The organism is Prochlorococcus marinus str. MIT 0918, assembly GCF_027359415.1.
Taxonomy (GTDB): domain Bacteria; phylum Cyanobacteriota; class Cyanobacteriia; order PCC-6307; family Cyanobiaceae; genus Prochlorococcus_E; species Prochlorococcus_E marinus_C.
Genome location: NZ_CP114780.1, coordinates 307,009 through 326,512, shown reverse-complemented (window position 1 = coordinate 326,512; position 19,504 = coordinate 307,009). Strand labels below are relative to the sequence as shown.

Sequence of the window (19,504 nt, the reverse complement as noted above, 5' to 3'; positions counted from 1 at the left end):
TTCGTTTTTTAAGAAAGATAATAATTTGTTATGGGATGTTGAATTATATTTTTTTAATATAGAAAAATGCCATTTAGTATTTTTCATAAATGAACCAGTGCATTTCGTTTATGTGATCACATTATTGCTATAAACATGGTAAATTGACAAAGGTTTGTAACGATACAAGCTAAAATCAATTACTTGATCCCATTTACTTATTGACCATGACAGAAGGATGTTTGAGAGTTGGCCAGTTGGCACCAGATTTCTCTGCAGAAGCAGTGATCGATCAAGAATTTGAGAAAATCTCTTTATCACAATACAAAGGGAAGTGGGTTGTTTTATTTTTCTACCCTCTGGACTTTACTTTTGTATGCCCTACTGAAATAACAGCATTTAGTGATCGTTATTCTGATTTCTCTTCAAAAAATACAGAAATTCTTGGTGTATCAGTAGATAGCAAGCATTGCCATCTAGCCTGGATTCAAACTCCTCGGAATCGAGGAGGAATAGGAGATATAAATTATCCATTAGTATCAGATTTAAAAAGAGAAATATCAACCTCTTATAATGTTCTTAATGATGATGGGGAAGCAGATAGAGGATTATTTCTAATCAATCCAGAAGGTATAATCATGCACTCTACTGTTAACAAGGCACCTGTTGGCAGAAATGTAGATGAAACACTAAGAATACTTCAAGGTTATCAGTATGTTGCATCCAATCCTGATCAAGTCTGTCCAGCCAACTGGACACCTGGTGATAAAACCATGCTAGAAGATCCAAAAGGTAGTAAAGAATATTTTGCTAGTCTTTAATTAACTAGATAAAAACTGGTCTAACATATTTATCTTGTTAGACCAATTAAACAAGAAAGGCTAGCAATTATGATATACCCTAAATTAAAAATATGATTTTTTAGATAGGAAGTTAATAGCTCACATCTCCAATCAGAAAAACGATTATAAGATATTAAATAATTTAAAATTGCATTTAACATTATTAATATAAAATTCATTAATATAATGAAAATTGGCAGCATAAGAGAATAATTTGATATCTTAATAGTATCTATATAATCAAGACTATTTACCTTATCAATTCCAATTCTCACTAGTATATTATAAAGATTAAAAGATACTAATATAGCACTTATTGAATATGATATATATACCGACTTTCTAAACACACATATTAGAAAAATTATTATAAAAACAGAAAAGTATTTCAAAGAAACTAAATGTATAACTAGGTTATTAAGATCAAATAAATTTTTTAAGGTAAAAGAATTATTTAAAATATGGTATGAGTTAATAAAAAACGATATATTGATAACATAAAGAAAAGATAAAACTGCTAAAATTGAATAAGTATAGTTTTTAGTAGAAATTAAAGGAGGTTGGAAATCAATATCATTATATAGGGGAGTATCAAGTTTCCTCCATTGATTAAGCCATATAATGCTAAGAAATATTGGCGTAATGGTTAGAATAAAAATTAAGAAGTCAAATTTTTCGAAAGAATATTGATAAGAAGAATCTATAGAATTAATATTTGCAATAATTATATTATAAAATACTCTTCCTATAATATAGGGTAAAGAAAATAATAAGAAATAAAAGATTGATTTCCTTATTAAGATATTAAGTGCCTTACTTGTAGTAGGAATAAAGTTCATGATTGCTTATTTTCAACAGATAATAATGCCATGTCAGAAAACCTTTTGACACTCATCGTTTCATCTTCCAATAATGCGTCTGCTAATAGATCAATTTTATATTGAAACGGATCTAACAATTCTAATGCTTGATTTAATGAACTTTTTAATAAGGAAATTACTTTTTGATCTAACAAATTATAAGTTTTATTGGCATTAATAGATTTACTCCTTAAGAGATCGATACCTAAATCTATATTAGCGGTTCGTTTGCTTACTGATATAAAAGAAAGGTCTTGAAAACCATATTTGGTTATCATTTGTCTTGCTAAATAAGTTGCTTTTTCTATATCTTTTACGGATAATTGTGTAACTTCTGATTTACCTAGCATCAATAATTCAGTTGCTCTACCTGCCATTGCAAGAATTATACTAGAAAGGTAATATTTCTGAGTATGAAGTGAAATATCACTATCTAAAGGGATAAATTGACTATATCCACCTAAATTATTACCTCTACGAAGAATTGATATTTTATTTAATTTATCTGTATGAGGAAGTAGTAAAGAAACTAAAGCTCTTCCAATTTCATAATAAGCAATAATTCTCTTATGACTATAACTACTAAATGATGAATGAGATAAACCTAAAGTAATTCTTTCAAAAGCTAAGTCTAAATAATAATTTGAAATTTTTTTCTTATTGTCTCTCGCTGTAAGTATAGCTGCTTCATTTAAAAGGTTTCCTAATTCTGCACCAGAGAAACCTACTGTTTTAGAAGCTAATTCTTTAAGATTAACATTATCTAATAATGGTTTAGTTCTAGCCTGCAAAGATAGAATTGATAATCGACCATGAATATCAGGTAAAGTTACTTCAATACACCTGTCAAAACGACCTGGTCTTGTCAAAGCACTATCTAAAACGTCATATCTATTGGTGGCTGCTATAACTATTAAGCCTGAGTTAGTATTAATTCCATCCATTTGGGTAAGTAATTGATTCAGAGTTTGCTCTCTCTCATCATTTCCACCTCCTATTCCATACCCTCTCTTTCTTCCTATAGAATCAATTTCATCTATAAAAATAATTGAAGGAGTTTTTTCCCTTGCCTTTAAAAACAAACTTCTAACACGACTAGCACCTATTCCAACAAACAATTCTACAAATTCAGAACCTGAAGTTGAAAAGAATGGACATTCAGCTTCTCCTGCAATAGCTTGAGCTAATAATGTTTTGCCTGTACCTGGAGGACCAACCAAAAGAATTCCTTTAGGAATTGACGCACCTAACTTGTTATATATCTCTGGTTCTTTTAAAAAAGATACAACTTCTTTAACTTCCTCGACAGCCTCTAAATTACCAGCAAAATCTTCAAATCTAGTATCAATTGTTGAAGAATCATGAATTCTAGAATTACCTGAGACAAAAGAAAGGTTCTTATTTGCAATGTTTAGAATTTTCCTAAAAAAAAGACTTAATATAAATATAAATACTAATATAATTGAATAGTTAACTATAAAATTCGACATGGCCTCCTCTTTTCTTACATCTTTAACAATTAAAGGTGTAGCAGTAGTTTTAGCTATACTTAAAATAGTCTGATCCCTTGAGAATGTTGATACTAGAACTGAATTACCATTCTTAAAATTAGCTAAAACTTGGTTTCTAGATGGAATTAGTATTAGAGATTCAATATTGCCAGAGCTAATTTCATTAATAAGCTCACTATAGCTAATTACTTTATTATTTTCTTTTTGGAAAAAGCTATTGCGCACTGGCCTTAAAATTCTCCACTGAATTTAATATTATTATCAAAATAATAAATGTTTTAATTGCCTTATACAAGTTTATACTAGCTATTAAAACAAATTATGTTCTTTGCAATTTGACTTTTGGGGTAATCAGCATGGATAATTAGATTGGATGATATTTCTAAATGGCTGTACCTAAGAAAAAGACTTCTAAAGGAAAGAGAAATCAGCGGCATGCTGTTTGGAAAGCTAAGGCAGGACAAGCAGCACAAAAGGCATTATCACTAGGTAAATCAATCCTAAGTGGAAGAGCTCAAGGTTTTGTATACCCTTTAGATGAAAATGAAGATGAAGAAAACTAGGTTTGAATAAAGCCTATGAACCTAACTTAAATGCCTCTAGAACAATTGCATAAATAATTCCAATTCTAAAGTTATCAATAACATTCAAGTAGAGATCTAATTTGCCATTAAACATATAGTTTCGAACTCTTACGAGAAATTCTATAAATAAAATTAATAAGATAACAACAATTATTCTCTGACTTATTACTTGAAGCATATATGAATTAAAAGTACTAGAAACATAAAAACCAATTAGTAAAGAAATTAAGCCCAAACTCCTTTTTTTCCAGGAGCCTACTATGATCCTAGAAAAAGTAGAATATAAATAATCAACAAAATTAGAAAAACTTGTCTTATAATATTTCATTTGGAGCAAATATCATTTAAAGCTTTTAAACAATTATAATTAACCACATCTTCTGAAGTGTGTCCATAGAAAACCTTAAACTTATTATTGAAATCTCCTAAACTATCTACAACTAAATCTGCTTTTGACATTTTAGATGGTAAATAATTTAACCAAGGAGACAATGTAATTACACATTTCAGACCTGCCGATTTAGCTGCAGCTAGTCCAATTGAAGAATCCTCTATAACTATAGAATTTTCTTTGCTTGAATTACTTAGACTTAGAGCTAGTAAATATGCTTCAGGATGAGGCTTATGCAATTGAACATCATCTGAAGTTATAATACCATCTAATCTTATATTATTATTTTTTAAATAAGTAGCGATAAGAATATCAACAGATTTTCTGGTAGAAGTAGTAACAATCCATTGACTTACATTTCTAGCTGTTAATTCAGTCATTAATCTAATCACTCCCTTCCTTAAGGGTAAATTACCTTTTTTCATAATTTCTTGATAATATTCACTCTTCTTACTATGAATTCTATCTACTAAATTATCATTAATTGGTAGTGCTAACTTATTACAATAATACTTAATTCTATTTTTACCACCACCTATCTCTAATAAATCTACATAGATCTTTTCATCCCAAAACCAATTAAGAGAATTATCCTTAAAAGCTTTGTTGAAAGCAATTCTATGCCCTGAGATCTCAGTTTCAGCTATTGTTCCATCCAAGTCCCAAAAAACAGACTTTAATAAATGCATATTAAAATAGCATAAATATTTAAATATAATATACTATATAAAATTGACTGAGGTAATTAATTGCTTAGCAAATGGAATATACCAGATTCAATAGATATCAGTTCTATTGATAATATAAAACTGTCTAATGTAATTATAGAAATACTTTATAGAAGAGGTTTAAGAACTAATGATAAAATAGAAAAATACTTAAATCCTACAAAGCCTCCTAGGGCCATAAGAGATTTTCCACAACTTAATAAAGCAGTAGAACGGATTCTTATAGCAAAAGAAAGAAAAGAAATAATTGCAATATGTGGAGACTATGATGCTGATGGAATGACAAGCACAACATTACTTATTGATGTATTAACAAAGCTTCAAATAGAAACATTGCCAATAATTCCATCTAGAAAGGATGAGGGATATGGTCTTAATAAAAATATTATAAATAAATTAAAACAAAAAGGAATATCGTTACTAATAACAGTAGATAATGGTGTTTCAGCAATTGAAGCCCTAGATCTTGCTCATGCTAAAGGAATAAATGTTATAGTTACAGATCATCATAAAATTAAGGATAAAATAAACAATTTATATGCTCTTATACATCCTGAAACAACTCCAAGGGATTCACAATATAAATCTTTAGCCGGCGTAGGTATTGCATATATATTAGCGGAAGAAGTTGCGACAAGATTGAATAAAGAAGAAACCTTAAAGTTATCCCAAGATTTATTTTGTATTGGAACAATTGCTGATATGGCAAATCTTAATGGAGCAAATAGATATTGGTTAAAGAAATGGATCAATAATATTTCCAATACTGAATCTATGGGACTAAAAGGAATATTAACTAATTCAAAAATTATACAGAAGAAAATAAATTCACATGATATAAGTTTTAAAATTGCCCCTAGAATCAATTCTATAGGGAGAATTGACGATCCCAACTTTATAATTGAATTGCTTCTAGAAAAAGACGAATCAGCGATTAATGACAAGATAAAATATTGTGAGGATATAAATGATAATAGAAAAAAAATTACATGTGCTATAGAAATAGAGGCTCTAAACTTGATTGAGAAAAGTAAATCAATAGAGAATTTCATTCTTTTAGCAAACAGCAATTGGCATAATGGCGTAATAGGAATTGTTGCTTCAAAAATATCTCAAAAATACTCAAAGCCAACAGCTATATTAACTAGTGATGGAAATGGTGTGATGAGAGGATCTGCAAGAGCCCCAAAAGGATACAATTTAATGAATATATTAGGTGAATGTTCTAATCTACTAATCAAATATGGAGGTCATTCCGCAGCAGCAGGATTTACTGTAAAAGCTAACAATTTAATGACACTTCAAGAAAAGCTATCAACTAGTAAAGAACTACTAGATAATAAAAATAAATGCCAATCTTTAAATCCTGAGGCATTTATCAATTTTAATCAAATTGATGATACCTTACTAAATGACATAGAACGACTAGAACCATTTGGTATAGGTAATCCTAAACCATTATTCTGTACAAAAAATTGCTTAGTTAAATTTATAAAATATGGATACTTTGGCGAATTAATATTAACTCTTGAGCAAGCACAAATTCAATATAATTGTATTTTATGGGAAGCAAAAGATATTTTAATCAAGTTAAATGACTGTATTGATATCTTATTTAATTTGAAAATTATAAACAATAAAAGATCAAGAAGAGCTTCTATAGAGATCCTTTCATATAAATATTATAGCGAAGGAGAGACGTTTATATTAAATGACAAAGTCTATAAGTGTTCTAATAACCAAGATGGTTCTATATTAATAGTAAACTCAAAAGGGAAAAAAATTAATTATAATATTAATAATAATAAGGCATATATTGACAACAAACTAATTAATAATGATTATATTGATCTAATTATATTAAATAGCAAAATATTATTAGGTATCAAATAATCCTATTTATTTTCATTATATTATCGAATATTACTATTCAATAATTTAATCTAGAGAAATTTTAGTGTTATGCGCCTCTTCTATAGAAGACTAAAGCTATAATAGCTGGTCCTGCTAAAGCTACTGCAGCAAGAGGTAATAGGTTTCCCATTGATCGATTTTTTACTTCACTTATAATAAACTCACACGTAGCATCCATAGGCTTTTTGTAATCTCATTGTTGCATGTGTAAATAATTAAACTCCTTTACATGACAAAAGAATCAGCAAAATGGGGATGCATCAAAAATTGTGGGGCTTGCTGCAAACTAGCTCCTGAGGATAGGAATGAAGCTCTAAACGCATTATCAGTTGAACAACAAACCTTTTATTTTTCATTAGTAGGCGAAGATGGATGGTGCCGTTTTTACAATAAATCAACAAAGGCATGCCGTATATATAAAGACAGACCAGATTTTTGTCATGTCTCAAACTTAACGAAATTATTTAACATCAAGTCAAAAGATATCAATCAATTTGCTATTACTTGCTGTAAACAACAAATAAGGCATATATACGGCGGTCGGAGTAAGGTAATGAAAACCTTTAAAAAACATACTTTTTCATAATATATGACTGAGAAAGAGCAATTCTTAAACCTTTTTTCTATCAAGAATACTGATAATGAAGATTTCCTTTCAGTTATTATTAAAACATTTACTGCAGTATTTCTAGCTGAACTTGGTGATAAGACTCAAATTGCGACTCTCCTTTTAGCTGCTGAAACAGGAGATCCTAAACTTGTTTTCATAGGATCTTCATTAGCATTAATATGTACAAGTCTAATAGGTGTCTTAATAGGCTCATGGCTTGCAAATAAAATACCAGAGAATATCTTTAATAAATCTGCTGGTATTATTATGATTATATTAAGTATAGTTATTTTCATAGAAGTAAGTAATTTATTTAATTTTGGAATCATCTAACAATGACTAAATCAATAATAATATCTACATTTATAACTATTTTTCTAGCCGAATTAGGTGACAAGACTCAAATTGCAACTCTGGCAATAAGTGGAACCAGTAAAAAACCCTTAGCTGTATTCATTGGCTCCTCAACTGCGCTTATAATTGCAAGTCTTATTGGAGTATTACTAGGTGGATCATTTGCGAACTTCATACCAGAATCAATTATAAAATCACTTGCTGCAATTGGTTTTCTGGTAATAGGTATAACATTATTAATAGGTACTCCCGAACAATCTGAGATTAACCAAGATGCCAAATAAATTCCTTTCTATGCAGATTTGGATCTTTTATCAATAATAAAGAGGTACTGCAATATAATTATTGAACAATCTCTAATAACTAAAACTATCCAAAACAGGATTCTTTAATAATGATGTTTACGGTAGCCAAAATTCTAGAACTGCTACCCAATGAAGGGAGCCTAGAGATAAAGTCAATTGAAAAAATGCTTAAACTAACCAAAAAGTTAGAAAGATCTAGACTTCATATAGCAATACAAGCTCTTACTAAATTAGGGATTATTCAAACAAAAGAAGAAGAGTTCATAGAAAAAACCAATGATATCAACTATATTTCAGCAAGAATTAGAAGTAGTAGCAAGGGATTCTGTTTTGCTGTTAGAGATGACGGTGGTGAGGATATATATGTACGAGAGAAAAACCTTAATCAAGCATGGCACGGTGATAAGGTACTAGTAAAAATAAATAGAGAAGCTGTTAGAAGGAGATCTCCTGAAGGTAAGGTTCTATGTATACTTGAAAGGTCAAAACAGAATGTTCTTGCAACACTTAGAGAAGAAGAAAATATCCTATACGGAGATCCATTAGATGAAAGAATACTTTCATTAATAGAATTACCTCATATAGATAATGAATACCTAGAAAAAGAAAACCAAAACATTGTAGATATAAAAATCACCAGGTACCCTATAGCACAACTTAGGGCTACTGGCGAAGTTTCTAGAAAACTAACTTTGGATAATGGATTAGAAGGAGATTTAGAAATAATAAAGACAAAATATAATTTATTAAATGAAAGTAAAGCTCCTAATGTCGCCTTAAAACAACCTATTTTAAAACCTCGCATTAATTTACAAAGTCAGCCATGTTTATTATTAAAAAGCTGGGTATCAAAAGATTCGCCATTACTTCCAGCAATCTATACTGAACCCTATAAAGGAGGAATGAAAGTTTGGCTTCATGTACCAGCAATAAGTGAACGTATTAACTTTGGAAGTAAATTAGATGATTGGATAAAAGATCGATCAAAATCTATTTGTTTAGCTATTGAATGGAAAAATTTATTAAATGAAAAATTATATGAAGAATCCTGCTTGCAATTGAATAAAGCTAATGAAGCAGTAACAATAGAATTTATTCTAGGTAAGAATGGAGAAGTGAATTCATATCAATTCTACTTAAGTATAGTTGAACCAAAAAATGAAATTAATCCTAGTCATATTGAATCATTATTAAATAGAAAGCCAAGGAGCAGAGTAATACCAGCAAAATTAAAAGCAATAAAAGATAGTATTCAACAGTTAGAAAATATAATACATACTTCAAAATTAATAAATCAAACACTAATACAACAAGGAATGATTGAATTAAATATTTTATATCCCGATCTTAAATATTTAGATGATTTTAATGTATTTACACCTGGCGAAGATTATGAAGGATGGAATAAACCCTTAAATTTAAATGATCCACAATCAATATTGTCTCAATTTATGAAATTATCAAATATTATTTTAAAAAATCATTTTAATTCTTACCAAATTGAACATATACTTTTAGTTAGAAAAGGACAGCGAGATATACAAATTAATGAGATAATCAAATCTGCATTAGTTCTAGAATCAAATATCACAGTAAATGAAGATGGAATTGTACGTTTCGAAGATCTTATAAAAGCTATGAATATAAGTCCTAATAAAGAATTAATTGAAAAATTGATATCTAATACAATTCCAGATGCTAAATATGTTTTGTCTAGTAATTATAACAATGAAGATAAAGGTTTAATAGAAGATAATAGTAGTTATATAGAAACGCCATGGACATCCCCAGGCCAAAGTTATTCAGATATTATTAATCAATATATTCTTGTAAAGCTACTACTAGATGCTAAGTCAACAACAAAGAAAAATGTTAGAAATGAAAATTTGTTTGGTTTAAAAAATACAGATAATACATCCGAATCTTCTATATTCTCAAAATCAATTTTATCAACATTATCAAAATTAGTTAATGAAATGGTTATTAAGGATTTAAATAGTAAAAAAGATCAAGCTAAATCATTTAAATTAGGTTTAATATCAATGATTCAACTAAGAGCAGTAGAAAATGTCATAAACAAAGTTATAGAAGGAACTATTACTGGGGTTCAGAGTTATGGTTTTTTTGTAGAGATTGAACCATCGAAAGCTGAAGGATTAGTACATGTTAGTTCATTAAATGATGACTGGTATGAATACAGATCTAGACAAAACCTATTAATAGGACGTAAAAATAAGAAGACATTTCAATTAGGAGATAAAGTTATGGTAAAAGTATTAAAAATAGATTTACTAAGAAATCAAATAGATTTAGACATTAACCTTACAGCTGATAATACTTCTTCTATTGAAATAGAAGAAGCTAAAATCAGTAATACTAAAAACTAATTAATAATTATTATTATGTCTTCTCTTGTAATAGCTTTAACTGGAGCTTCATCACAAATAATAGCTGAAAGAGCAATCGATCTACTTCTTAAAAGTCATCAAAATTTAGATATAATTATCAGTAAAGGAGCATATGAGGTATGGAAATCTGAGAAAGGAATACAAATACCATTAGAAATGAAAAAACAAGCACTTTTCTGGCGAGAAAGACTTAATAATAATAGCGGTAAAATTACTTGTCATAAGTGGAATGATAATTCAGCCAACATTGCTAGTGGAAGTTATACAACAAAAGGAATGGTAATCATTCCTTGTTCTATGGGAACACTTGGAAGAATTGCCTCAGGTTGTTCTATTGATTTAATTGAACGATGTGCAGATGTTCATCTAAAAGAAGGAAGACCTCTAATAATTTCTCCTAGAGAAAGTCCTTTTAATCTTATTCATCTTAAAAATATGACTTTATTATGTGAAGCAGGAGCAAAAATAATACCCTGTATACCTTCTTGGTATTCAGACCCTAAAACTATAGACGAAATGATTGATTTTATGGCAGTCAGACTATTCGATTCATTTGATTTTGACTTGCCAAAAATAAATAGATGGAAAGGAATTAAATGAAATATCTATTAAATAAAAGTTTTATTATTATTTCATTAACTCCTATTATATTGATCTTTTTAATTTCTGCTACTAATATACAAGAAAAATCAAAACTGAAGATATTATTATGGGAGACTAAGGAATATAGTTTAGGTACGCTTTTAGCTATAGGAGGTTTAATCGGCTTTTCTCTTTCTTCTCTCAATAACATTATCCTATTATATGAAATTAATACTCATACAAGTAAAACAAAATCTAAATTAAATATTAATCAATCAACAGCAGAAAGCTACCAACATGAAGATCCTATTATTAATGAAAGTATACAGTATTTCGAAAGGGATATAAGAGAGCCAAGTCCAACAGTTTCAGTTCCATACAAAGTAATTAAAGATAAAAATTCACAATTTAAAAATGTAGATTTAGAACAAAAAGATTATACTTATACAAATAAAGTAAACAAGGATTTTAGTAATATCACCACTCAAAATGACTGGATGGATATTATCGACGAAAAATGGTAAAAATTATAAATATTAAACCTGTTCATAACATTTTAATCTTATAATAAAATCAGTTAGTTCATTTCAATTGGCCATTAATCAAGAAGAAGAATCACTACCTCTTGTACCAAGTCAAACTAATGACTTTAAAAACACAACACCTCAAAAAGAAAAGCCCAAAAAATTAGAAGAAAAGCCTTTTGAAGAATTTATTAATGATGATCTTATTCCTGATCTTCAATCTGCCCTTAACTCAAAGGGAGTTGGATCAAGTTCCATAGTTTTAAAACAAGATCAACGACCTGTAGTTGGAGGTGACTGTTGGATGATCCAAGGTTCATTAGATAATGGAAGGAAATTTTGGATTACTTTTGACAAAGCAAATATAAAATCATCGAAGAACATAGCTCTTTCAGAATCACAATCAGAACCTAGTCTTTTAGAATCTTTTCTTATTGATGAAAAGAAAATTACTCTTAAACTTATTACCTCTAGATTTATACAAAGACTTAATGGTCAGAAATGGCTAGGCAACAACTAAATTTTTCTTTCTTAGACTGAACCCATTTACCAATTAATACGTTCTAATAATTGCCAATTTAGTCACTACATGAAGTTTTTACCAAAAATGTCAGTTTAAGTCTTATTATAATCCCCTAAATTGAAGAAGGAAATGACAGCCTTAACATCTGGAGCTCCATCAACTCTTGCTAGGAACGAACTCCCTCCTCATCTTGATGAAAACCTTCTAACTCCTCGCTTTTATACAACCGAATTCGAAAAAGCAGCAAAAACTGATCTAGATATTGCAAGAAAAGATTTCGAAGCAATGTTCAAGGAGATGGAGGCTGACTACAACCTTAAGCACTTTGACAGAAAAGCATCTTTAGAAAGGCTTCAAGATCTATCAGCTGAAGACAAAGCAGTCTATGAAAGTTATTTAGTTCGTTCAGTAGTTTCAGAGTTTTCTGGTTTTTTACTCTTTAAAGAAATTTCTAACAGATTTAAAAAAGCAGGTCGTGCAGAGTTAGGACAATTCTTTACATTCCTCGCACGTGACGAAGCTCGTCACGCTGGATTTCTAGGAAGGGCATTAAAAACTGAGGGTATTAACGTTGATTTACCAAACCTACCCAAAAAAAGAGCTGCTACTTTCTTCCCACTAAGCTGGGTTCTTTATTCCTTGTATCTATCTGAGAAGATTGGATATTGGAGATATATTTTAATTAATAGGCACCTAAAAGCTAATCCTGAAAAGGTTTGTGCACCTTTATTTGATTTCTTTGAACCATGGTGTCAAGATGAAAATAGACATGGTGATTGTATAAATTTGATGATGAGATGCTGGCCTGGAATGACCAAAGGATTTAGAGGTAAAATTTTAAGTCGATTCTTTCTGTGGACTGTATTTCTTACTCATACACTTACAGTTTGTGAAAGAGGAGATTTTTATAAGCTCTTAGGAATAGATCCAGTATTGTTTGATGAAGAAGTAATTATTCAAACAAACAATACTTCTAAAAATGCATTTCCCTGGGTATACAAATTTGATGATGGTAAATTCTTGGAAATGAGAATAGAAATATTAAACGCATTTAAAGCTTGGAGAAGTGAAAAAGGTATCAAAAAACCTGTTGCAATGGCAAAATTCGTAACTTTAATATTAAAACAGTTTATTCTACCAATGGAAAAAACAAATGCTGTTCGTTATGGATAAACAAACTACATATCAAATGGATTACCAGCCTTATTTTTAATTGATCCAAGATATTTACCAAATTGAAGCTCATATACTTCATCTTCTTCTTGAGTTACTACCTCTAAAGGGCCATTAACTTTGGCTACACATAACAATCCATAACCATTATCCTGCATCTGTTTAGATAAACCAATACCATCAGATTGATCCATAGAACCAGAAATAACCTTTACTGCACAAGTCGTACAACAACCATTTCGACATGAAAAAGGCAAAGTTTCACCTTTTTCTTCGAAATAACGCAAAATGCTTTCTCCCTCAGGTATTTCGAGAGAAATAGTACGATTTTCTTGCCGAAAATGAATTGTAATGGTGTGCGTTTGGTTTGATTCCACGATTAGTCAGTAATACTAATATCTCTATGAGCTGCTGCTGGTGGAAGTTCCATCGCTGATTGTCTTAATTGATGTAAATCTAATTTCTTATTAATAATCTCACCACCAAATCTCAGTTGAAGCCATATGATGGCAGTTTTCTGATCACTAACTACAGCTTCAAAGTTAGACGTGGAGATATTAAATTTCTGAACCAAATCAGAAGAAAGATACCAAAAAGGTACATCATTACCTTGTCTATTTCTACGTTCAGAAATAGTCTCACGTAATTGGCCGTTACCACATAATTGACCAACTGGGGCAATCAATATGTATTGAGGAATTGGATCAGGCATATAAAAAAATAAACCTTTTCATATAGATAATAGGCCTATGTGATTAGGTAAGTAATGAAAGGGTATCTCAACTTAAGTATTTATCTTTAGTTATAAAGCCTATTATAAAATTGTAAGAGGTGTGTACGTGTCTTTAACTAAGAACAATTTAAACCCCAATTTTCTTGAAACTCATTCCATAGACGACACTTTCAAGAAACACCTTGAAGAACTACTTTCATACGGAATCTCTGCAGGAGCAGATTTCGTAGAAATATTCATTGAAAATATAGACAACATTTCTCTTCTTGCTGAACAAGACACAGTAACAAGTGTTAATCCTTCCATAGGTAAAGGAATTGGAATAAGAGCCTTTTTAGGGAAAAGAGATGGTTTTGTATCAACTAATGATTTTTCTGAATCCGGGTTGAAATTTGCGTTAGATCAAGCTTTAGGAATGCTGGGATTAGAAAAGATCACATTAAATAATGAGTCATTTGAAGGGTTAAACAACCTAAAAGACTTCGGAAAAAATAAAAACCAATTTCTATCAGACTGTCCATCTCTTCAAGAAAGTAGTAAAAAAATATTAGAAGCAACAAACCATCTAAGGAAGTATGGTCCAAAATTAAATGTGAGAAGAGGAAGTTATTCAAAAACCATACAAGAAGTTATTGTCGCTTCAAGTGACGGAACTTTTGCTAGAGATTTAAGATTATATCAATCTATTGGAGTAAATGTTTTAGCAGCAGACAAAAAGAATCGATCATCAATTGGAAGAAGATTAGGTTCATCATCACAACCCCGTGCTCTTATTGAATGGAACGCCGATGAAACAGCCCAAGAAATTAATGAAAGTGCAAATAAAATGCTTTATGCAAAATATGTAAATGCTGGACAAATGCCTGCAGTTCTAGCCAATAAATTTGGTGGTGTAATTTTTCATGAGGCATGCGGTCATCTACTCGAAACAACTCAGATCGAAAGAGGAACTACCCCTTTTGAACATAAACTAAACCATCAAATTGCAAATAAGGCTGTAACAGCAATAGATGAAGGCCTTAGTGAAGGAGCATTTGGATCAATTTCTATGGATGATGAAGGTATGGAAACACAAAAAACAATACTTATCAAAAATGGTGTATTAAAACAATTTCTAAGTGATAGAGCAGGAGAGTTGCGAACTGGGCATGCAAGAACCGGTAGTGGAAGAAGACAAAGCTATGCTTTCGCTGCTGCTAGTCGTATGAGAAACACATATATAGAAAAAGGTCCCTATAAAGTTAATGAATTAATTGAAAGTATTGATCAAGGAATCTATTGCAAATCAATGGGAGGAGGTAGCGTTGGAGCAACAGGACAATTTAACTTTTCTGTTGAAGAAGGTTATCTAATAAAGAATGGCAAATTAACTGAACCAGTAAAAGGAGCAACATTAATTGGAGAAGCAATAGACATTATGCCCAGAATATCAATGTGTGCAGATGATCTTGATCTTGCTGCTGGGTTCTGTGGTTCTGTCAGTGGGAATATAAATGTTACCGTCGGACAACCACATATAAAGGTTGATTCAATAACCATTGGAGGAAGATAATGAATAATAAAAGCACTCTAATTAATGAATTATTTTTAAAAGATAAGTTAAACACTTTATCAAAAGAAATTAATATTAAAAAGTGGGACTTTGGAGCTTCAGTAAATAATGACATATCAGTACAAATTGACAAAGGTGAACCAAAGCAAACTAAAGCTTCTCAAAAAAGTAATATAACAATAAGAGTATGGAATAGTGAGAATTTAGTTGGAACAACAAGTACATCAGATTTATCAGATGTAGGTCTTAGAAAAGCACTTAATAAAGCTCTAGAAGCTAGTATGTTTGGTAACAATAATGAAACTCCTGATTTCTCCAAACTATCTAAAACTGATCTTCCATTAATTAAGCGGCCAATTAGAGAATCAGTTGGGATAACAAAACTAATAAATCTATTAATAGAAGCTGAAAGTGATCTTATTAATAGCCATAATTCTATAAAAAGTGTTCCATATAATGGACTGTCAGAAAATAGATATGAACGAGTATATATTAATAGTGAGGGTGCAGTAAGACATATGTTACTAACACAAGCCAGTCTATATCTTTTTGCTAGAGCAGAAGAAAATGGTAGAAAGCCTAGAAGTTCAGGATCAATAAAGTTAGCTCATGGTGTAAATGAACTTGATATTAATAATTGTATTAAAGAAGCTGCAACAAGAACTATCGATCATTTAGATTATCATCCAATAACAACAGGAAAGTATTTAGTTTGTTTTAAACCAGAAGCTTTCCTAGATCTTATAACAGCCTTTAGTAATATATATAACGCTAGGTCCGTGATTGATGGGGTTAGTTTATCTACGAAGGAATCAATCGGTAATCAAGTGGCTAGTGAGATATTATCTCTAAGTGACAATGGACTTCATAAATCTAATATAGGAGCCTTTACCTTCGACGGAGAAGGTACTCCTACACAAGATATTATTATCATTAAAGATGGTACTCTAAAAAACTTTATACATTCAGAGGCTACAGCAAGGGAATATGGTGTTAATCCTACTGGCCATGCATCGATAGGAGCAAAAGCATCTGTTTCGCCAGACTGGCCTGTCATATCAAAAAGTGATGGAATAGTATCCCTTTGCCCAAACTTAAATTTTGAGAAATCTAAAGAAACATTTGTTTTGGTAGAGAATCTTAATGCATTACATGCAGGAATAAAAGCTAGTCAAGGATCATTTTCACTTCCATTTGATGGATGGTTAGTTAAAAATGGAATGAAGAAATCTATTGAGTCTGCAACTATAGCAGGAGACATAATTAGTCTATTAAATAATATTATTCAAATAGAAAATAAGCAATTTGAAACTCATCAAGGGGTTTCTCCTCATATTTGGATTAATGAGTTATCAATAACTGGTGATTCATGAATATAATATTCTGGGGAACACCTAAATATTGTATACCTATATTTAATTCACTAATAAATAGTAACCATAAAATCATTGCTGTTGTTACTCAACCAGATAGAAAGAGAAGTAGAGGTAAAAAGATATGTTATTCGCCAGTTAAAGAAAAAGCTATAGAAATGAATATACCTGTTTTTACACCTACTAATATAAAAAAAGACATAGAGGTACAATCTCAAATTAATGAAATGAAAGCTGATATATATGTAGTTGTGGCATTTGGACAAATATTACCTAAGAATGTACTTAAACAACCTAAATATGGTTGCTGGAACATACATGCATCTTTATTGCCTAGATGGAGAGGTGCAGCACCAATACAAAGATCAGTGATAGAAGGAGATAAAGAAACAGGAATAGCAATAATGTTAATGGAAGAAGGGCTAGATACTGGACCTATTTTATTAGAAAAGAATACAAAGATCGAACCTAAAGTTAATGCAGAAGAATTAAGCTCAATATTAAGTGAATTATCATCAGAAGCATTACTAGAATCACTAGTAATAATACAAAAGGCAAAAGATAGTAAAAGCAAATTAAAACTTACAGAACAATATAAACTTAATAGAAATCCAACATATGCAAATCTAATAGATAAATCAGAATATCTAATTAATTGGAATAGTAGCAGTTACGAAATTCAGCAAAAAGTTCTAGGACTATATCCAAACGCCTATACAATATTAGAAAATAAAAGAATAAAAATATTAGAAGCAATCGAATTAATCCAGTCAAATACCTATATAAACTTTATAAAAGAATTTAATATAAATGAAATTAGAAAGTCACATGAGTCAAAAGCTGGAGAACTAATAGGTATTTTAGGTGACGAAGGCTTAGTTATTAAAGCTAAAACTGGTTATATATTAATAAGAAAAGCAAAAGTTGAAGGAAAGAAAATTAATTCAGGCAAATCATTAATACAACAAATAATGAACAATAACAAGTTTAGAGATGTAATAAAATTTAAAGGCTAAATATTATTCATTAACAATACGTTTAGAGAATCCCCAAATAAAAACTAGGAGTAATATTATAAAAAAAGTATACTCCGGAATAAATAATTCAGGAAATATAAGCTTAATAAGTAATTTAATGGAAACAAGGCCAACAGCTATATAACCTGCATTTTCAAGATTAATAAATATCTCTAACCATCTAATAAAAAATCCTGTAGTAAACCTAAGAGCAATAACACCTACAAAAGCTCCTGTAATTACAAGTAGAATTTGATCACTAATAGCAACTGCTGCAGTTACACTATCAATAGAAAAAGCTAAATCTGTTAATGCTAATAATAATGTAACCTTAAAAAAAGAATTGGAAGTTTGTTTATCTATTATATCTTCATTATCATTTCTATCAGAGAAAACAAACTTATTAAAACAAAGTGAAAGAAGATAAATTGCTGCTATTAGTTGAATAAAAGAATATTTAATAATTATATTTGCTGCAAGAATAAGAATAATACGTAAAATCAAAGAAATAGCAATACCAATATTTAATGATTTCTTTTGTAATTCGAGATTATTTAGTTGCCTTGTAATAGACGCTAAAGCCACAGCGTTATCTGCTGACAGAACAAGCTCCAATAAGACTAACAATGGCAATAATGGTGCCAACTCTGCCCAACGATCTATTCCGTCAAGAACAGGAGTTAATATATCTAATGAGGCTGAGTCCATTAAATAAAGCACAAATTGCTTATTTCAAGTAAGCTTAATAGAGATGACAAGAAAATGTTTTTCTAAATAATAATTACAACAGGAACATCGAATGAAGTTTTTCTCTGAACTCTGTCACGTTGATTCTAACAATATTATTGTAAGAATTACTGGATATGAAAATAATGAAAAACTAGGAAGTAGCCTAGGTCAAGCCTCAAATGTAAAAGAAGCAGAGGAACTTGCTATTAATAGTTTAGTGGAAAGAATACAAACAAAAATTATAATCCCAAGTCAAAATAATAATTCTAATTATAATTCAAAAGTTATAGGAAAGAACGATCCAAAAATAAAAACTGATAATTCAATTAAGAGATCGGATTCTTTTAAAGACAAACTGAACAGTGACAATAAAAATGATGAGCCTCAAGACTGGAGCAAAGAATTATCTCAAATAGAAGTTAATCTTAAAAGAATTGGATGGTCAAAGGCTCAAGAAAATGATTTTATTGAAAAAACATTAGGTTATAAAGATAGAAATAGAATAACAGAATATCAAGAAATAATTTTATTAATTAAATTATTACAACAAATAAGAGAAGGCGAAGGTATCTCTAGTTTAAAAAGATTTATAGACAAAGATCAAATGATATTACTATCTGATAATATGATTAAAAAACTTGGGTGGGACTTGAATTATGCGAGAGAATATCTTAAAAATAATTTTAGTAAGAATAGTAGATCTGAATTAGAAAACAAAGAATTATTGAAGTTTAACCTGATGCTTATATCTAAACTAGACAATGTATCAGAGTAAAATGTGATATTATTATAATATTATAATATAATAACATT

The 19,504-nt window shown here is 29.9% G+C and carries 22 protein-coding genes; 15 read left to right on the top strand and 7 right to left on the bottom strand.

The genetic code is table 11. From position 1 onward, the window contains the following. Positions 1-206: 206 nt before the first annotated feature. Complete coding sequence (locus O5636_RS01785) at positions 207-800, top strand: peroxiredoxin (RefSeq protein WP_269622915.1); 594 nt, start codon at positions 207-209, stop codon at positions 798-800. Positions 801-1,656: 856 nt separating this feature from the next. Here the strand turns inward: O5636_RS01785 and O5636_RS01780 are convergent. Next, on the bottom strand, positions 1,657-3,417 hold the full coding sequence (locus O5636_RS01780; protein WP_269622914.1) for an ATP-dependent metallopeptidase FtsH/Yme1/Tma family protein: 1,761 nt from the start codon (positions 3,415-3,417) through the stop codon (positions 1,657-1,659). Positions 3,418-3,578: 161 nt separating this feature from the next. On the opposite strand from O5636_RS01780, the gene rpmF reads away from it, so the two are divergent. After that, positions 3,579-3,755: a 50S ribosomal protein L32 gene (rpmF, locus tag O5636_RS01775; RefSeq protein ID WP_269622913.1), complete on the top strand. Its 177-nt coding sequence runs from the start codon at positions 3,579-3,581 to the stop codon at positions 3,753-3,755. 13 nt (positions 3,756-3,768) lie between these two features. Here rpmF and O5636_RS09735 read toward each other — a convergent pair whose 3' ends face one another. Both O5636_RS09735 and O5636_RS01770 read right to left on the bottom strand, forming a co-directional pair. Next, positions 3,769-3,954 carry a DUF565 domain-containing protein gene (locus O5636_RS09735; RefSeq protein WP_420063782.1) on the bottom strand — a complete coding sequence of 62 codons (186 nt, stop codon included), beginning with the start codon at positions 3,952-3,954 and terminating at the stop codon, positions 3,769-3,771. A 146-nt stretch (positions 3,955-4,100) separates the two neighbouring features. Continuing rightward, a complete protein-coding gene (locus O5636_RS01770) occupies positions 4,101-4,856 on the bottom strand; it encodes an HAD-IA family hydrolase (protein WP_269622912.1) in 756 nt (251 codons plus the stop codon). Positions 4,857-4,916: 60 nt separating this feature from the next. Between O5636_RS01770 and recJ the strand changes: the two genes are divergently transcribed. Continuing rightward, positions 4,917-6,788 (top strand): single-stranded-DNA-specific exonuclease RecJ, encoded by a 1,872-nt coding sequence (recJ, locus tag O5636_RS01765; protein ID WP_269622911.1) that lies wholly within the window; start codon positions 4,917-4,919, stop codon positions 6,786-6,788. Between the two features lie 67 nt (positions 6,789-6,855). Here recJ and psb30 read toward each other — a convergent pair whose 3' ends face one another. Next, the gene (psb30, locus tag O5636_RS01760; protein ID WP_269622910.1) at positions 6,856-6,987 is read right to left on the bottom strand and encodes a photosystem II reaction center protein Ycf12/Psb30; all 132 of its coding nucleotides are present in this window, start codon (positions 6,985-6,987) and stop codon (positions 6,856-6,858) included. A 51-nt stretch (positions 6,988-7,038) separates the two neighbouring features. Here psb30 and O5636_RS01755 point away from each other — a divergent pair, with 51 nt between their 5' ends. The 8 genes from O5636_RS01755 to acsF all read left to right on the top strand — a co-directional run bounded on the left by O5636_RS01755 (position 7,039) and on the right by acsF (position 13,288). Then, positions 7,039-7,395, top strand: a complete 357-nt coding sequence (locus O5636_RS01755) for a YkgJ family cysteine cluster protein (RefSeq protein WP_269622909.1) — start codon at positions 7,039-7,041, stop codon at positions 7,393-7,395. Between the two features lie 3 nt (positions 7,396-7,398). Beyond that, positions 7,399-7,752 carry a TMEM165/GDT1 family protein gene (locus O5636_RS01750; protein ID WP_269622908.1) on the top strand — a complete coding sequence of 118 codons (354 nt, stop codon included), beginning with the start codon at positions 7,399-7,401 and terminating at the stop codon, positions 7,750-7,752. Positions 7,753-7,754: 2 nt separating this feature from the next. Next, entirely contained in the window at positions 7,755-8,057 is a 303-nt protein-coding gene (locus O5636_RS01745) for a TMEM165/GDT1 family protein (RefSeq protein WP_269622907.1), read from the top strand. Between the two features lie 185 nt (positions 8,058-8,242). Beyond that, positions 8,243-10,465 (top strand): RNB domain-containing ribonuclease, encoded by a 2,223-nt coding sequence (locus tag O5636_RS01740; protein ID WP_269622906.1) that lies wholly within the window; start codon positions 8,243-8,245, stop codon positions 10,463-10,465. 15 nt (positions 10,466-10,480) lie between these two features. Continuing rightward, a complete protein-coding gene (locus tag O5636_RS01735; protein ID WP_269622905.1) occupies positions 10,481-11,086 on the top strand; it encodes a flavin prenyltransferase UbiX in 606 nt (201 codons plus the stop codon). Continuing rightward, positions 11,083-11,592, top strand: coding sequence for a hypothetical protein (locus O5636_RS01730; RefSeq protein ID WP_269622904.1), 510 nt, complete (start codon positions 11,083-11,085; stop codon positions 11,590-11,592). Before O5636_RS01735 ends, O5636_RS01730 begins: the two co-directional genes overlap by 4 nt. A 67-nt stretch (positions 11,593-11,659) precedes the next feature. Further along, positions 11,660-12,112: a DUF2996 domain-containing protein gene (locus tag O5636_RS01725; protein WP_269622903.1), complete on the top strand. Its 453-nt coding sequence runs from the start codon at positions 11,660-11,662 to the stop codon at positions 12,110-12,112. A 132-nt stretch (positions 12,113-12,244) separates the two neighbouring features. Continuing rightward, positions 12,245-13,288 carry a magnesium-protoporphyrin IX monomethyl ester (oxidative) cyclase gene (gene acsF, locus O5636_RS01720; protein ID WP_269622902.1) on the top strand — a complete coding sequence of 348 codons (1,044 nt, stop codon included), beginning with the start codon at positions 12,245-12,247 and terminating at the stop codon, positions 13,286-13,288. Between the two features lie 5 nt (positions 13,289-13,293). Here the strand turns inward: acsF and O5636_RS01715 are convergent, their stop codons facing one another. Together O5636_RS01715 and O5636_RS01710 are read right to left on the bottom strand one after the other, a co-directional pair. Continuing rightward, positions 13,294-13,665, bottom strand: coding sequence for a 2Fe-2S iron-sulfur cluster-binding protein (locus tag O5636_RS01715; RefSeq protein WP_269622901.1), 372 nt, complete (start codon positions 13,663-13,665; stop codon positions 13,294-13,296). Positions 13,666-13,667: 2 nt separating this feature from the next. After that, positions 13,668-14,000 carry a hypothetical protein gene (locus O5636_RS01710; RefSeq protein WP_269622900.1) on the bottom strand — a complete coding sequence of 111 codons (333 nt, stop codon included), beginning with the start codon at positions 13,998-14,000 and terminating at the stop codon, positions 13,668-13,670. Positions 14,001-14,121: 121 nt separating this feature from the next. Here O5636_RS01710 and O5636_RS01705 point away from each other — a divergent pair, with 121 nt between their 5' ends. From O5636_RS01705 to fmt, 3 genes are read left to right on the top strand one after another with little or no spacing between them, the layout of a single operon-like run. Further along, positions 14,122-15,573, top strand: a complete 1,452-nt coding sequence (locus O5636_RS01705) for a TldD/PmbA family protein (protein WP_269622899.1) — start codon at positions 14,122-14,124, stop codon at positions 15,571-15,573. Continuing rightward, complete coding sequence (locus tag O5636_RS01700; RefSeq protein ID WP_269622898.1) at positions 15,573-16,946, top strand: TldD/PmbA family protein; 1,374 nt, start codon at positions 15,573-15,575, stop codon at positions 16,944-16,946. The genes O5636_RS01705 and O5636_RS01700 overlap by 1 nt, the downstream gene beginning before the upstream one ends. Further along, on the top strand, positions 16,943-17,962 hold the full coding sequence (fmt, locus tag O5636_RS01695; RefSeq protein WP_269622897.1) for a methionyl-tRNA formyltransferase: 1,020 nt from the start codon (positions 16,943-16,945) through the stop codon (positions 17,960-17,962). The genes O5636_RS01700 and fmt overlap by 4 nt, the downstream gene beginning before the upstream one ends. 3 nt (positions 17,963-17,965) lie before the next feature. On the opposite strand, the gene O5636_RS01690 is transcribed toward fmt, so the two are convergent. Continuing rightward, positions 17,966-18,670, bottom strand: a complete 705-nt coding sequence (locus tag O5636_RS01690; RefSeq protein ID WP_269622896.1) for a TerC family protein — start codon at positions 18,668-18,670, stop codon at positions 17,966-17,968. Positions 18,671-18,761: 91 nt separating this feature from the next. Between O5636_RS01690 and O5636_RS01685 the strand changes: the two genes are divergently transcribed. Then, positions 18,762-19,466, top strand: a complete 705-nt coding sequence (locus tag O5636_RS01685; protein WP_269622895.1) for a hypothetical protein — start codon at positions 18,762-18,764, stop codon at positions 19,464-19,466. Positions 19,467-19,504 lie beyond the last annotated feature (38 nt).

Excerpts from the sequence above, each read along its gene's own strand:
- O5636_RS01785 (WP_269622915.1), top strand. The coding sequence starts at position 207 with ATGACAGAAGGATGTTTGAGAGTTGGCCAGTTGGCACCAGATTTCTCT.
- rpmF (WP_269622913.1), top strand. The coding sequence starts at position 3,579 with ATGGCTGTACCTAAGAAAAAGACTTCTAAAGGAAAGAGAAATCAGCGG.
- O5636_RS09735 (WP_420063782.1), bottom strand. The coding sequence starts at position 3,954 with ATGCTTCAAGTAATAAGTCAGAGAATAATTGTTGTTATCTTATTAATT.
- O5636_RS01770 (WP_269622912.1), bottom strand. The coding sequence starts at position 4,856 with ATGCATTTATTAAAGTCTGTTTTTTGGGACTTGGATGGAACAATAGCT.
- psb30 (WP_269622910.1), bottom strand. The coding sequence starts at position 6,987 with ATGGATGCTACGTGTGAGTTTATTATAAGTGAAGTAAAAAATCGATCA.
- O5636_RS01755 (WP_269622909.1), top strand. The coding sequence starts at position 7,039 with ATGACAAAAGAATCAGCAAAATGGGGATGCATCAAAAATTGTGGGGCT.
- O5636_RS01750 (WP_269622908.1), top strand. The coding sequence starts at position 7,399 with ATGACTGAGAAAGAGCAATTCTTAAACCTTTTTTCTATCAAGAATACT.
- O5636_RS01745 (WP_269622907.1), top strand. The coding sequence starts at position 7,755 with ATGACTAAATCAATAATAATATCTACATTTATAACTATTTTTCTAGCC.
- O5636_RS01740 (WP_269622906.1), top strand. The coding sequence starts at position 8,243 with ATGCTTAAACTAACCAAAAAGTTAGAAAGATCTAGACTTCATATAGCA.
- O5636_RS01735 (WP_269622905.1), top strand. The coding sequence starts at position 10,481 with ATGTCTTCTCTTGTAATAGCTTTAACTGGAGCTTCATCACAAATAATA.
- O5636_RS01730 (WP_269622904.1), top strand. The coding sequence starts at position 11,083 with ATGAAATATCTATTAAATAAAAGTTTTATTATTATTTCATTAACTCCT.
- acsF (WP_269622902.1), top strand. The coding sequence starts at position 12,245 with ATGACAGCCTTAACATCTGGAGCTCCATCAACTCTTGCTAGGAACGAA.
- O5636_RS01710 (WP_269622900.1), bottom strand. The coding sequence starts at position 14,000 with ATGCCTGATCCAATTCCTCAATACATATTGATTGCCCCAGTTGGTCAA.
- O5636_RS01700 (WP_269622898.1), top strand. The coding sequence starts at position 15,573 with ATGAATAATAAAAGCACTCTAATTAATGAATTATTTTTAAAAGATAAG.
- fmt (WP_269622897.1), top strand. The coding sequence starts at position 16,943 with ATGAATATAATATTCTGGGGAACACCTAAATATTGTATACCTATATTT.
- O5636_RS01690 (WP_269622896.1), bottom strand. The coding sequence starts at position 18,670 with ATGGACTCAGCCTCATTAGATATATTAACTCCTGTTCTTGACGGAATA.
- O5636_RS01685 (WP_269622895.1), top strand. The coding sequence starts at position 18,762 with ATGAAGTTTTTCTCTGAACTCTGTCACGTTGATTCTAACAATATTATT.